This window comes from Parabacteroides sp. merdae-related_45_40, from assembly GCF_001915675.1.
The window spans coordinates 98,895-113,282 of sequence record NZ_MNQY01000044.1; the positions used below are offsets into that span (position 1 = coordinate 98,895).

At 46.2% G+C, this 14,388-nt stretch carries 10 protein-coding genes and 1 pseudogene; 3 read left to right on the plus strand and 8 right to left on the minus strand.

Features of this window, described 5'->3' with window-relative positions; genetic code table 11:
* Positions 1-4: 4 nt before the first annotated feature.
* The 3 genes and pseudogenes from BHV83_RS05455 to ispE all read right to left on the minus strand — a co-directional run bounded on the left by BHV83_RS05455 (position 5) and on the right by ispE (position 3,872).
* Complete coding sequence (locus BHV83_RS05455; protein WP_122205003.1) at positions 5-2,497, minus strand: S9 family peptidase; 2,493 nt, start codon at positions 2,495-2,497, stop codon at positions 5-7.
* Between the two features lie 13 nt (positions 2,498-2,510).
* Positions 2,511-3,095 carry a class I SAM-dependent DNA methyltransferase gene (locus BHV83_RS05460; RefSeq protein WP_122205002.1) on the minus strand — a complete coding sequence of 195 codons (585 nt, stop codon included), beginning with the start codon at positions 3,093-3,095 and terminating at the stop codon, positions 2,511-2,513.
* Positions 3,092-3,872: pseudogene (ispE, locus tag BHV83_RS05465) on the minus strand (4-(cytidine 5'-diphospho)-2-C-methyl-D-erythritol kinase). Before ispE ends, BHV83_RS05460 begins: the two are co-directional and overlap by 4 nt.
* A 412-nt stretch (positions 3,873-4,284) precedes the next feature.
* On the opposite strand from ispE, the gene BHV83_RS05470 reads away from it, so the two are divergent.
* Both BHV83_RS05470 and BHV83_RS05475 read left to right on the plus strand, forming a co-directional pair.
* On the plus strand, positions 4,285-4,722 hold the full coding sequence (locus BHV83_RS05470; protein WP_122205570.1) for a DNA-binding domain-containing protein: 438 nt from the start codon (positions 4,285-4,287) through the stop codon (positions 4,720-4,722).
* Between the two features lie 112 nt (positions 4,723-4,834).
* Positions 4,835-8,188 (plus strand): T9SS type A sorting domain-containing protein, encoded by a 3,354-nt coding sequence (locus BHV83_RS05475; RefSeq protein ID WP_286756718.1) that lies wholly within the window; start codon positions 4,835-4,837, stop codon positions 8,186-8,188.
* A 59-nt stretch (positions 8,189-8,247) separates the two neighbouring features.
* Here BHV83_RS05475 and BHV83_RS05480 read toward each other — a convergent pair whose 3' ends face one another.
* The 3 genes from BHV83_RS05480 to rbp all read right to left on the minus strand — a co-directional run bounded on the left by BHV83_RS05480 (position 8,248) and on the right by rbp (position 11,407).
* The gene (locus BHV83_RS05480; protein WP_122204999.1) at positions 8,248-9,690 is read right to left on the minus strand and encodes an MFS transporter; all 1,443 of its coding nucleotides are present in this window, start codon (positions 9,688-9,690) and stop codon (positions 8,248-8,250) included.
* A gap of 21 nt (positions 9,691-9,711) precedes the next feature.
* Positions 9,712-11,019: a bifunctional folylpolyglutamate synthase/dihydrofolate synthase gene (locus tag BHV83_RS05485; RefSeq protein WP_122115743.1), complete on the minus strand. Its 1,308-nt coding sequence runs from the start codon at positions 11,017-11,019 to the stop codon at positions 9,712-9,714.
* A 142-nt stretch (positions 11,020-11,161) separates the two neighbouring features.
* On the minus strand, positions 11,162-11,407 hold the full coding sequence (rbp, locus tag BHV83_RS05490; protein ID WP_119216047.1) for an RNA-binding regulator: 246 nt from the start codon (positions 11,405-11,407) through the stop codon (positions 11,162-11,164).
* 301 nt (positions 11,408-11,708) lie between these two features.
* Between rbp and BHV83_RS05495 the strand changes: the two genes are divergently transcribed.
* Entirely contained in the window at positions 11,709-11,966 is a 258-nt protein-coding gene (locus BHV83_RS05495; RefSeq protein ID WP_005648949.1) for a TIGR03905 family TSCPD domain-containing protein, read from the plus strand.
* On the opposite strand, the gene BHV83_RS05500 is transcribed toward BHV83_RS05495, so the two are convergent.
* Complete coding sequence (locus tag BHV83_RS05500) at positions 11,956-12,639, minus strand: response regulator transcription factor (RefSeq protein WP_005638078.1); 684 nt, start codon at positions 12,637-12,639, stop codon at positions 11,956-11,958. The two genes, BHV83_RS05495 and BHV83_RS05500, sit on opposite strands and share 11 nt — an antisense overlap.
* A 5-nt stretch (positions 12,640-12,644) precedes the next feature.
* Positions 12,645-14,081 (minus strand): sensor histidine kinase, encoded by a 1,437-nt coding sequence (locus tag BHV83_RS05505; RefSeq protein ID WP_270758394.1) that lies wholly within the window; start codon positions 14,079-14,081, stop codon positions 12,645-12,647.
* Between the last annotated feature and the right edge of the window lie 307 nt (positions 14,082-14,388).

Here is a 14,388-nt window from a genome sequence, read left to right on the forward strand (position 1 = left end):
TGTTTTATAAATGCCTTTCCGGATAAAGCGCATCCCACCATTGCGGTTCGTCTTTCAGGTATTTGGCGAACCAGGCAAAGATGGTGTTCTGCCATTCGAGACGTTTCTTATAATCCGCAACGCCGTGATCCTCTCCGTCTACCTGTACGAACTCGACTGTTTTTCCAAGTAGTTTCAGAGCCAGGAACATCTGGATGCTTTCCCCGACGGGCACGTTCGTGTCTGCATTTCCGTGAAGCAAGAGGAGAGGTGTTTTTATCTTGTCGGCATTGAATAACGGACTATGTTTGGTATAGAACTCCGGATTATTCCACGGATAAGTGCCTGTATTGGCAACCGAGCAATATCCATATCCCCAGTAACCTTCACCCCAATAGCTACTCAAGGCACTGATGCCCGCATGACTGACAGCGGCTGCAAACAGGTCGGTCTTTGTTTGCAGGTATTGTGTCATGAAACCGCCATAGCTGGCACCGGCGCAACCGATTTTCTTAGGGTTGACGAACGAATGTTCTTTGCAGAACTGTTCTGTTCCCTGGATGATTTCATCGGCGGTCTTGTCTCCCCAGGCGTTTACGTGACGGGCGGCGAACTCTTGTCCGAAGCCGGTCGTGCCGCTTGGGTTCAGAGTGTAGACCACATAGCCGAGGGCTGCATACATGTGCATGGAGTAGCTGAATTCCAACGCACGGTTAGTGGGAGAGGTTCCGCCATAATAATAGACGATCATCGGATATTTCCGGGATGCGTCGAAGTTGGGCGGGAGATAATAGCGCCCTTGAATGATGGTCCCGTCGGTAGAGGTGAAATTCCAGTCGTGCACTTCTCCGAATTGGATGTCTTTCAGTTTGTCAGCCGACAAGTCGTAGATCAGTTGTGTCTTCTTACTCTTGGTGTTGTAGCTGTACAGGCGGTTGGCGTTGGATACGCTCTGTCCGTAGTAATACATGACCGGAGCGGCTTCGGCTAGCGAGTAATTGTAAATGACGTCTTCCGGCAGGTCGAGGCGGCGGATTTTCCCGTTGGCCGGATTGCAGGTATAGACACGCTGGTAATCCTGGTCTTCCGTCAACATATAGATCTGTCCGTCGAATTTGTTCCATTGTGCACTTGTGACGTTCGGGTTGAAGTCTTTGGTAAGCGCTTTCGCTTTCCGCGTTGCCGGATCGTACAGGAAAAGCTGTCCGTCGTAGGTGTTGGATATCTGCCCCTCTTTGATGTTCAGGCCGATATTGTCGAAGGCATTGCCGGAACCGAATACCATCAACCGCTTGCCGTCCGGTGAGAAGGTCGCCCCATTGATGTATTTGGCTCTTTCCCATAAGGTGTCGACCGCCATGCTCTGCAAATCCAACTTATACATGGAATTGCTGGAGTGGGGCAGTGAAGTGTAATCCTGCTCATTGGTACTGAACAGCAGGTAACGGCTGTCGGCACTGACATCATTGATAAAGGTATTGTTATGCCCGTATGTCAACTGCTCGTATAAACCGGTTTGAAGATCGTAGCGCCAGATCAAGTAACGGTTGCGGAACCCCGGCAGACGATCGTTCGGTTCCAGAATACGGAGCATATCCGGTCCGTCTTTAGGTCCCTCTTCCTGGATGGTATAGAGCAATGTCTTTTCATCCGGAGTAAAGCTGAAGCTGCCTTCCGGCAGATTTTCCGCCAAGATTTCCTCCTGCATGGTAGCCGGGTCAACGGTTACCAACTCTTTCCCGTTCATTCCGGTACGGGTGAAATACATCTTGCTGCTCGTCGGCATCCAGTCGGCAGTTAAGATAAACCCTTTGTCCTGCAATAAAATCCGTCCGGTCGCAGCATCCCGCAATTGGGCGTATTGTTCGCTTTTCCCACCTTCCATACGGGTGTAATATTTTACCAATACATATTTTCCATCAGGTGAAACGCTCGTTCCCCGGAATTGCGTTCCTTCCAGGATATCGCGTGGCGTGTACCGCTTTTCAGGATCGAGGGAGGCTATGACCTTTGCTTCCTCTTCGCTCTTAAATTTGGCTGTCAGCGTGGACGGACAGGTATCGGTGTCGGCTGTCAGATATTTGATTACCACTTCATAACGGTGCGGTTCCAAAGCCAACTCGGAAGTGGCGCCGACCGGTTTATTGTTGACGAACACTTCGAATGTACCCGCCCCGGAAACCTCCAGCGAACCTTTCGTGTAACGGTCGCTGTTTAGGTAGAACGAATAGAGATGCAAGGCATATCCTTTTTCGGGCGTCGGGACGGTAATCAGTCCGGCGGTATCCGCGTCGATAACGGCTGCATTGCCGAGGGCACGGCCGAACGGGATAGTCGACTTGACCAGGTTTTTCGCTTCGAAAGGTTTGCCATCGACGTTCAAGCTGTCTGTCAGGATCGGTTTGTTGACCGTAATCGGCCCGGCATGGAGGTACTGCATCACTTTAACGTCTTTTGCCGCTTGTGTGGCGAAAGACGAAAAGAGGAGTAACGGGATAAGTTTAATCTTCTGATTCATGTATCATGTATATTTAGAATGTCTGTTTGCGGGTGGCGCTAATCATATAGAGTCGGTCACTGTCTTCCATCGTGTTGACAGTGAAGAAAGGGGATAACATGCGTGCCAATTCTTCCACGGGAGGCAATCCTTCCGAGAGTTTTCCGGCATGCTTGTCATGGTGTCCGTTGATCCTGTCGCGGCTTTCGCTGTGGCAGACCACCAGTTTGCCGCCAACCGGCAGTAGTCCGGCTAAATGGGAGATCAGTTTCTCTGGTTCCTGGAAATGGGGGAAAACACTGTAGGCGATGATATAGTCGAAAGATTCTCCCCGTATGTCCCGTACGTCCTGGCAACGGAAGTCGACGATAGGTGTCGCGTATTTGCTTCGTGCCTTTTCGATCATCCCCGGAGAGATATCCACTCCCACGATTTGTAAGGGGGAATAGGGCAGGAGATAACTTTCCAATACGCCTGTCCCGCATCCTATGTCCAATATACGGAGTCCTTTCCGCAGGCCGGTCCGTCGCAGGATGTCGTTCAGCTTTTCCGGATCATGGTAGCAAAGCTCGTCCCACCGGTCGGCAAGGGTGTCGAAGAAGTCCGCTACCTTGTTCATGGCAGTTGTCCCTCCCAGACAAAACAATCGGCAAACAAGCCTTTGAGGTCTGTCGCCTCTTTGAACAGTCCGAACACGGAAGAGCCGGAGCCGGACATAGATGCATAGACGGCTCCCAATGACTGGATGTTTCGGGAATACGCTTTTTTCAAAATCGTTTACCATCAATTCTTTCCATTCTCCGACAGGTCTCCGGATGATTTCTTTCAAAGAGATAGCCGGAGCTGCGGGCGTCACCATCGAATAGGCTTCCGGTGTCGAGACGGCGACATCCGGCTTGACTAGACAGAGATGGTAGTCTGCCAGCGACAATTCCACCGTTTCGAAGATATTTCCCGTGCCGGATGCGAATACCGGCGTATTGCGGATAAAGAACGGACAATCCGCTCCTATGGAGAAGGCAAGTTCTTCCAAGCTGTCTTCCAGGATATGAAGTCCGCAATAGTCGTTCAGCAACTTCAGCATAAAGGCAGCATCGGCCGAGCCTCCGCCAAGTCCGGCTCCGAAGGGAATAGCTTTCAGTAGATGGACTTCCAGTTCCGGGATTTCGTACTGTGACTTCAGCAGATTCAGTGCTTTGACAACCAAGTTTTTTTCTATTGGAGCATCTATCGGTATTCCCGTTTGTGTGAAAGAGAATGTATCGGCTCTGACTATTTCCAGCGCATCTTTCACCGGGATCGGATAGAAGATAGTTTCGATATTATGGTAGCCATCGGGACGTTTGCTAACAACATTCAGCCCCAGATTTATTTTGGCATTAGGAAAACTGATCATACGTTTCTTTTTTAATGATTGGCAAATGTAAGTATTAATACAAACTTTTCCATACAAATCAAGTGGTAACTGTGGCAAATTATGGTTGATAGAATGTGAATCTGACAAGTTTGCAGAAGAGGGGAATACTGACTTAGTTCGTTATGAACTACGGTCATACTGTTGGCAAAGATACTAAATATCCTGTAACAGCTTATATATAGTTGTTATTTATCAGGGATTTTCTGTGTTTATTTTGCCTGTGGACGGATTAAATTATACTTAGAATCTCCGGTTAGGGTATAAACAAGGGTGACTAACCGCTGGTATTTTATCGTCTTTCCCTTTATTGTAGCCGATTTCAAGAGACATATCAGGTCTTGATTTTTAGTGATCGACTTAGTTCATAACGAACTAATTAAATTAAAATATCATGGTAAACGGACCTAAAAAGCGCAGTATCACAGGCAAATTGGTAGCCAACGTACTGACCGAACGTGAGGATGACTTCACATGCAATGTAACCTATGTCGCAAACCACTCTATCAAAGACCTTTGCCGGATAAGGGCAGCCAAAGGGAGCAAGTACACTGCTGCCGAGTATGAGAGCATGTGCAACGATCTAGAAGAGACGGCGAAAGAAGAGATGTACTCTGGTTCTACCGTGGAATTAGGCTTTATGAACAACTCCCTCGGAGTCGACGGGCCGTTTATCGGGCCGGGAGCCACTTTTGATCCTGCAAAGGAGGAAAATCTACCCACAATCACTGCCGTTACAGATGTCGTGACCGCAAAGGTCAACTCGCAACTCACCTCGTTAGTAAAACCGTCCTTAAAGAGGTACGCCGTAATCGCTTCCCTTATAAACTGAGGGTAGGTGAGGATGAAGAAAGGCCGGGCGAACTCTGATGTTCCCCTTTTTATACGATGGCCGTAATAAAACAAGTAACACGTATTTATAAACTACATAATAATTATAGCATATGAAAAATAGGTACTTAAAGAGTTTGACAGCGCGTGTGACGATATTGATGCTGTCTTTTTTATGTCTGGCAGGAAGCCAGGGAGCTGGGGCACAAATCCCGATGGAGAGAAGGAACAGCTCTTCAACCAGTGTTGTGTCGTCACAAAAGCCGGTAATGCCCCGTATGACTAAAAGCGGAGGTAATGCTGTTTCGGTAAATGGTACGGAATACGATACTTGGGCTAATGCTGTTGCGGCGATCAATTCAAATGCGACAGAGACTTCGTTCGATATCGTATTGTTGAATCATGTAATGGATGCAAAGATAATGCCATCTAAAGCGTGTACGATTAGTGGGAGTACGTCTTTGATCAATTTCGCCTACATTAATGAAGATAGCTATCTTACGAGATTGCAAATGTTGGCTCCATTGACGTTTAAGAACATTACGCTTCAGGTATGGCAGATAGCTGCGAACGGGCATGTGTTAACGTTTGACGAAGGAGTTACTGTTGTGAGTAAATATACTTCTGGAGGAAATGATATTGCCGGTATTCGGAATATCTGGGGAGGAACAGATTCATCGAGTGATGTGGCAAGTTCCGATATTACGATCAAAAGTGGCCAGTTCGGCTGGATATGTGGCGGTAGCGGTTCTACCGGAGCAGTCATTGGAACTGCTAAAATAACAATGAGTGGCGGAACGGTTAACGGATCTATTTTCGGAGGGGGGTATGAAGGTGCATGTGGCAATACGGAAGTCGTTATGTCGGGAGGTACTACCTGCTGGATTTATGGAGGGGGTGAAAAAGGGAATGTGACCGGCATTTCCAAACTGACTATTTCCAATACGGCTGCCATTACTGAAAATATATTTGGAGGTAGTGATTCCGGTACTTGTGGAAATACGGAAGTAAATGTTTCCGGTGGAACTTTTGCGTATGGCATATATGGAGGTTGTTTTACTGGGCAGGTAACAGGACTTTCTAAAGTGATCGTGACCGGAGGCAATTTTTCCGGTACGATTTACGGAGGGGGATTTGGGAAAAAATGTGGGCAAGGCGATAGCAGGGATGCGAATCTCGGCAAAGTCGGAAAAACGGAAGTACATGTGTCTGGGTTGACGAATGGAGAAGTTTCGGTTTTTGGAGGAGGTTTGTATGCGGATGTGACAGGGAATACCCAAGTTACGATAAATACAGGAAAATACAATCATATATATGGTAGCGGGTATGTGGAAAGCCCTTATAATCCAGCCCATATCGGAGGTGATGTGACTGTCACGTTCAATGATGGAGAAACACAGATCTTAGGAGCGATAAATGATCAAATTGCAGGTGCTTTGGATGGCGTTGTTGCAGGAAGTATGAATATCGTCATAAAAGGAGGTACGGTCACGGCTGGCCTTCAGTCTGGGAACAGAGCTTCTGTTTCAGAGAATGTCTACGAAAGCTGTACGTTGACGTTTGATGGAGTAGGGAATGAAAGCACTCCATATGTAACTCCTATGATTGAGGGTTTTACAGATATCGTCCTCAATAATTCGGTTGTCAACTTTAAAGAACCTCAGGCCATAGAGAACGGAATGTTCCTTTTGCATGGTTTTAGTCTTGATCCCGCACATCCGGTAAACATAAGCGAGAATGGCAAATTGGTCGGGACCGGAATCCTGCTTCACAAAATCAGGGAGGATTTCTCGGCTAACACACCGTTGGTAATTGCAAGCAATCTTCCCAAAACCACTACATTCGCCAAATATGTAAAGATGGAAGCTGGCAGTGTCATTACTGCCCCTGTCTACAAAGCCGGAAAAACCTATCGTCTGAAAAAGGATGGCGAAACCCTTTATACGGTAAACATCACGGAACCGGACCGGAAACTCGGAACTTTGTCTGTCATATGGGATAAGTTTAAAGAGCAAGATGTCAAGCTGGAAGATGGCGACCAGGCTCCGGAGAATACCCAGTTGACCGTTACTGTCGCTCCCGCGGATGCGGGTATTACTGCCATTCTCAAAAATAACGGTCAAACGATAACGAGCGGTGAAAAACTGACCTTGTCCGCTGATGCTGATATAACGGTGGAAACAGAAGTCCAACCGTTGGATTTGTCCCAGCGGAGCAATGATGTCACGATCTCGAAGGATGGTGATGATTGGAAATATACGGAAGCCGCCATTACAAAAAACGCTACGGCAGCAACCTCTTTCAACGGTACAATCAAGAACACCCTTGCCGATGGTAAACGCATGTTGATCGATAACACCTCACAGGGTGTTTTGATCTTCGAGAGCGCAAAGATCAACTCGACATCGACCGCAGCTCCGGCTCTGACAATCGAGAACGGAGCGAACGTCTCTTTTAGCGGCAACTTGGAAGTAAAGACAGGAAATGCCGACCAATACGCTATCCGGAACGACGGAATCCTGACCATTACAGGTGCATCGACAACGATCACATCGACCAATACGAATGGAAGTAGCGATAAAGGGATTCAAGTCGGCAATGGTGCGGTCATTGTGTCCGAGACAGGCACTACTCTTACCACTTCCGGCCTGAGTAATGAAGGGACTGTTGTCGTGAAAGAGGGTGCGGAAGCCAAAACCGATGGAGGACAGGATTTACAAAAGACCTACCTGGTTACGGTCGTCGATCCGGGCAACGGCCATACCTTTACGGTAAAAGCCGGAGATATCGAAGTCAAGTCTAACGACAAAGTAGCCGATAAGACGGTATTGGCAGTCCAGGCAATCCCGGCAAATGGCTATCGGTTGGAAACAATCACTGCCATTCCCAAAGATGGACTGACTGTGGTATTGGCAAACAACGGAACCTATGTGATGCCTGAAAATGAAGTGACCTTCAAGGCTACCTTTAAAAGTACGTATGTTCCGCCTGCCCCGACTTACTATACCGTTACCCTCCCCGAAGTGGAAGGTGTCACCACCAATCCGAAAGCCGGTACACGGACCGTCGAGGAAGGCTATTCGTTCAGCTTTGCCCTGACGCTTCATGAAGGTTACGAAAGTTCACAGCCAGTAGTAAAAGCCAACGGCATAGTTGTGGAACCTCGTGAAAGCGATGGCAAATACATCATCCGGAATATAGAGGAAGATACGGAAATAACGATCGAAGGCATCATAAAAGACGATCCGACGGGCAATGCAACGATTGAAGGAGAGACAAAGGTTCAAGCTATCGGTTCTACCCTGCATATCTATCTCCCGAAAGCGGAAACCATCAGCGTCTATACGCTTTCCGGACTTCTGTACGAGCAACAGGATGTATCCGCAGGAAGTACGCAGATACATTTGAGTAAAGGTATGTATCTTGTGAAGATCGGAGAGGGTACGTATAAAATCGTAATCCGGTAATAAAAAAGGAAGGTGTTCCAAAACACCTTCCTTATAATCTTTTAGATAAGGATTTATCCTTATCTCTGCCCTTCGCCAATCATTTCTTCAGCCAACACTTTGTCTGCATCTTTCTGAATGTTAGGGAGTTCGAGTCCGTATCCTTTGATACGGTCTTCACGTTTCAGCAACAGGGAGATTACGAGTGCCAGGACTCCGAAACCAGTGAAGATCAACATCGGGATCGTATAGTCGTAGGTCGGTTTACCGTTGATCTCTCCGGAAATACAATATTGATCCAAAACGATACCGATTATATACGGAACTCCCATCAATCCCCAGTTCTGTACCCAGAATATCAGCGCATAGGCTGTTCCCAATTTGTTTTCCGGGATGATCTTTGGAACGGAAGGCCACATGGCGGAAGGAACCAGTGAAAATGCGATGCCCAACAGCAGGATCAGTATCAGAGCGACCAGCCAGTTGTCCAGCATCGGAATGGAGAATGTGAAGTGGATAAATATCAGCATAATGGAACCGATAATCATGATAGTGGCTCCTTTTCCCTTACGGTCGTACAAGTTTCCGAAGAACGGAGTTAAGAGAATATTGCCGAATGGCAGCAAAGCCGGAATAACACCGGACCATTCGGGATCAATACCGAATTTGTTAATCATCAGGTTCGGGGCATATTTCAAGAAGGGGAAGACGGCTGAATAGAACAGTACGCAAAGGAGTGCCATATACCAGAAGCCTTTTAATGTAATAATATCCAAGATATCACCGAAACGGAACGGCTCTTCTGCTTCTTCTTCTCCGGTAGCACCGGCTGCATCTTCTGCATCACGTTTCTTGTCCATGATTACGAATACGATGAAGGATAACAGACCGATACAAAGCAGAATCAGGCCGATGAAGATCGGCATGCTGATGGAATTGCCGAATGCGCGGCTCAACAAAGGCGTAACACCAATAGCTAACCCCGTACCGATACGGGCACAAGCCATTTCCAACCCCATTGCCAGGGCCATTTCCTTGCCTTTGAACCATTTTACAATGATCTTGGAAACGGTGATACCAGCGATCTCAACGCCTACGCCGAACAAAGCATATCCTAATGACGCAATTACCAATGGATATCCGTACTCCGAACCGAAAACGGTAACGGTTGCACCGTCAAAGTTGTGTGATATACCGAACCATTTGATGAAAACGCCGATAAGCATGATGCTGGTCGCCATCAAACCAGTGAAGCGTACGCCCATCTTGTCCAGGATCATACCTCCGAAGATCAGCATCAGGAAAAATACATTGAACCAACCGTAAGCACTGGTGAATTTACCGTATTCATTGGCTGTCCATCCCAGTCCGCCGCCTTCGACGGGGGTTTGTAGTAAGTCCTGTAGCGGAGCCATCATGTCCGTGATGAAGTATCCGCAGAGCATTGTGAATGCGACGAGCGCCAGTACGGACCATCTTGCCGTCTTCGATTCGCTCAGTTTTCTCTGAATTTGTTCTGTCATGATATTTGTTTTTGAATTATGTTATTTGTCTCTTTTCAAGAACAAGGGTAGGGCGTCCGCCACGACGAAAGTGCTTCCGCCAATAAAGATGATGTCGTCTTGTCCGGCTCGCGCCAATGCTTTTTCCACGGCTTCCTGCACGGAATCGCAGATTGTGCCCGATAAACCGTGGAAGATTGCTTTTGTTGCAAAATCTTCCGCAGGCATTGCCCGTTGCACGGATGCTTGCGTGAAGAAGTAAAAGGCTTTTTCCGGCATCAGGTCCAACACGCCGTCGATATCTTTGTCGTTGACCATGCCGACGATCATAAAGAGGTGCTTATGCCGCTTCAGTTCTTCTTCCAGTTGGATGTTCAGATATTGCCATCCTCCGACGTTGTGCCCAGTGTCGCATACGACTTTCGGATTCTCCTGCAAAACCTGCCAACGCCCCATCAGCCCTGTCAATTCGACCACATGTTCGAAACCTTCCCGTACTGCTTCGGTCGGAATGTTTACACCTATTGTATTCAGCAAATTAATGGCCCCCAATACGGTTGTGGCATTCCTGAACTGCACGACGCCACCCAGTTCACCGAATAGCTGTCCGTATTCTGCAGAATCCAGATACCATTCGCCTGTATCCATCAGATATGACTCTTTCAGCAGCCCTTCGTCCTGAGCGAAATAAACCAATGTGCCGGCTTTGACTGCTGCGTCTGCAAAAACTTGTGCCACACTGTGCCGGTCTATTTCTCCGACCAACGCCGGGACATCCTTTTTGATGATTCCGGCTTTCTCAAAGGCAATCTTTTCGACCGTATCTCCTAAGAACTGGGTATGATCCAGGCTGATGTTCGTAATGATACTTAGGATGGGAGTGATGATATTGGTACTGTCCAGACGGCCGCCCATGCCTACTTCGATTACGGCATAATCCACCTTCTCGGCACGGAAATAGTCGAATGCCATGCTGGAAGTCAGTTCGAAGAAGGAAGGATCGAGAGTCTCAAAGAAAGAACGATGGCGTTCTACGAAGTCGATGACATATTCTTCCGGTATCTTTTGTCCGTTTACCCGTATCCGTTCGCGGAAGTCGACCAGGTGCGGAGAGGTGTAAAGCCCGACCTTATATCCCGATTGGCGCAGGATCGCGGCCAAGAGATGGCTGACGGAGCCTTTCCCGTTCGTACCGGCTACGTGTATTGTTTTGTATGCTTTATGCGGATTGCCTAAGTGATCGTCCAGTGCAATGCTGGTTCCTAATCCGGGTTTGTAGGCTGAAGGTCCGGCATTCTGAAAAACGGGAATACTGGTATATAGATAGTGTAGCGTCTCTTCGTATGTCATGCTGTTGTTATTTATTTTCGCAAAGTTAGGTACAAATCTTTTAGGAAAAAAGGAATTACTTAAAATGATAGATGGAATAAACAAGAAAAGGATATCCGGTTCCGGGTATCCTTTTTGATTTAACTTTTATAATTCTGTGAATTTAATTTCTTGGAAGTGCTTCTTTTACAACCATCTGACGGCCTTCGTAAGTGGCTCCGTTCAAATCTCTGATTGCGTTTTGTGCTTCGGAATCTTCCGGCATTTCGACAAATGCAAAACCTTTAGACCTTCTTGTATCGCGATCGATGATAAGTTTTACAGAATCAACTGTTCCAAACTCTTCCATTACATCTCTTAAATCCGTTTCCCTAACGTTATAGCTAAGGTTACCAATATACATGTTCATAAATATAAAAATAAAAAAATTAATAATTCAATAATCGAATGTAAGGAAGTTATTTATCAGAGATGAAAATGCTCAATATGTAATTGAGAAGATACATGTGAAAAATCAAATCGATATAATCTCTCATTGTTTGTTGGTACAAAGGAAAGCATTCTTTTCGGATAATGCACTATGCTTCCCGATATATATTGAATAATTTATTTCTTTTGTGAAATTAGGTCAATACTTAAGGATTGGTAGTTGTCTTAAATTTTCCTATCTTTGTGCCCCGTTACATGAATTATAATGGAAGTAGAAAAGGATGAATAGACAACGTGTTACTTATACTCCGACTGGTGGGGTATGTTCTAAAATGATGATTGTCGACTCGGAGGACAACGTGATTAAAAATGTACAGATCATTGGTGGTTGCCAAGGAAATACACAAGGTTTGTCCAGACTGCTGGTCGGAATGGAAATCGGCGAGGCTATCCGGCGTCTGGAAGGCATTGATTGCCGCGAGCGTGGAACGTCATGCCCGGACCAGTTGGCACAGGCATTGAAGCAGATCAGTCGATGATCAGCTTATAACCGATCCCGCGTACGTTCAGTATTTTGATTGATTCGTCTTTCGACAGTTTATGTCTTAACTTAGTAATGAATACGTGCAGGCTGCGGGCATTGAAGAACGAATCGTCTCCCCAAAGTTCCAACAGGACGTCTTTCATGGGCAGCACATGGTCTTTGTTTTCACATAGGCGTTTCAGTATTTCGGATTCGCGGTTGCTCAGCAATTGCTTTTCTCCGCAGTACTGGAGCGTTTGTGTGATGGAATCGAATGTATATTGTCCGAGCGTGAAGTTGCTGCTTTCTTCCTTACGGACACTTATTTTGTTCAATAATGCCTTGATACGGATAATAAGTTCCGCCATGCCGAACGGTTTTTTCAGGTAATCGTTACCCCCTAGTTCGAAACCTTCGACCACGTCGTTGGCTGCGGAACGGGCGGAAAGAAAAAGAACCGGTATCTGTCGATCCGTTTTCCGGATGTGCCGGACCATCGTGAAGCCGTCGATTTTCGGCATCATGATGTCTGTGACGATGATGTCCGGCTTTGCTTCTCTATATCGTGACAATCCTTCTTCTCCGTTTGCGGCGAGAATCACTTCAAATTCTTCACCGTCCAAAGTGTCTTTTATAATCATGGCGAGTGTCGGCTCGTCTTCTACCAATAATACTCTGATCTTATCCATTGTCGTTAATTTTTAAAATGAAGGGTGAATGTGGAACCTTTCCCCAGCTGGCTTTTAACCGTTACGCTCCCGTTGTGTTTAGACATCATGTCGCTGACGTAGTACAAACCTAGACCGAAGCCTTTCACGTCATGCAGGTTGCCGCTGGGCACGCGGTAGAACTTATCGAACACCCTCTTTTGGTTAGCTTCGCTAATACCGATCCCTTCGTCTGTGACCGAGAGAGCCATTTCCTGGGACGATACTGTTCCTTTGAGGATAATGCGGCAGGTCTTTTCTCCGGAATACTTGATTGCATTCCCGATCAGGTTGCTGAGCATGTTATACAGATGGGTACGGTCGGCCGTTACGGTCATATGCTCCGGTACTTCTGTCGTGATGTCGATCGGTTTATCTGTTTTTAGCTTGAACTGTTCTATAAGCGGAGTCAGTAGCTCTGCAACCTGTATCGTTTCGAGATGAAGGCGGAAAGTACTTCTGTTCTCAACGGAAAGAGTGAGGATTTGTTCGACCAAACCGGATAGATGATTCAATTGCTCCCGCACGATATCCAGATATTTCTTTTGCTTCTCGTTTGTCGTACTGCTGTAGTTCAGCAATACATCATTGGCGGCATAGGCAATGGAGATCGGGGTTTTCAGCTCATGCGTCATATTATTGGTGAAATCCGTTTTAAGTTCTTCCACCGTCTTTAGTCTCAGTATTGTGTAGAGCAAATAAACGAAAGCGACCAGGATAACCATAAAAAGCAGGAAAGATGAAATCAATATACCTGCCATCTGCCGGAATACAACCCGGTCAGGAGATTGGAGTTCCAATTCGTAATAATATTCCGGTTCGATCACATGTGTGAAGTGGACAGCGTCTTTCCAGGATTCCTCTTTTTCGGAAGCATCCGTATAGGCATATAATACGGAGTCTTTCGCTTCTTTCCGGATTACCTGCAGGCGGTACGGGACGGTGATGCCCTGTTTCTTTAATCCGTTCTTTAATAGTGTATTGAATTGTGCGTAATTGACGGGAAGTAACGTGTCTATCTTTTGATGCATGAGCATCTGCACGTTCCTTTCCAGTGTACCGATAATCTGCAAATATTCATTTAGAGTTTGGGCTGCTTCTATATATTGGATTGTCGAATTCGGCGATGATATCGGCATATTATCTGTTGAAAGGGAATCTTTCCTCTTTTCCCATGCCGTGTCTTGGCTAAAGCTGAATTGAGGATTTATCTGGCTGTGAAAATTGTTATTGCTTAGAGAGTCCAGGCGCAGGAACAGTTCCATATAGTCGGCCATCCGCATGGCTTCCTCTATATTATCCCACGTGCTTTTCTTACTAGACACATATAAACCTTTCAGCCAGTATCCTTGTGAAATCAAGAGTCCGACAAGCGAAAGGCAAATAAGCACAGCTATTATCTTAAATCGGAGGCGCGTTTTCATATCCTTTTATATTTACAACAAAAGTATATGTTCCGATTCAATTTATTGCGAATCCGATAAGACTAAATAACACTTAGAGCCTGTTTAAATTTCTCTGAAATAAATTTTGCATAGCCCTCATCGGCCTGCTTTATCTCTTTATAGGATTATTTTGAAAAACAACTGTCATACTATCACTAATTTCCTTTTATCAATTGAATATCAATAAACACAAGCAATGATAGTAGGTATGATGGATGCCTATTCCATCTATCATACTATCACTAACCGCCTGTTTAAGATTCTTCTTCACATGACTTATTTTCAA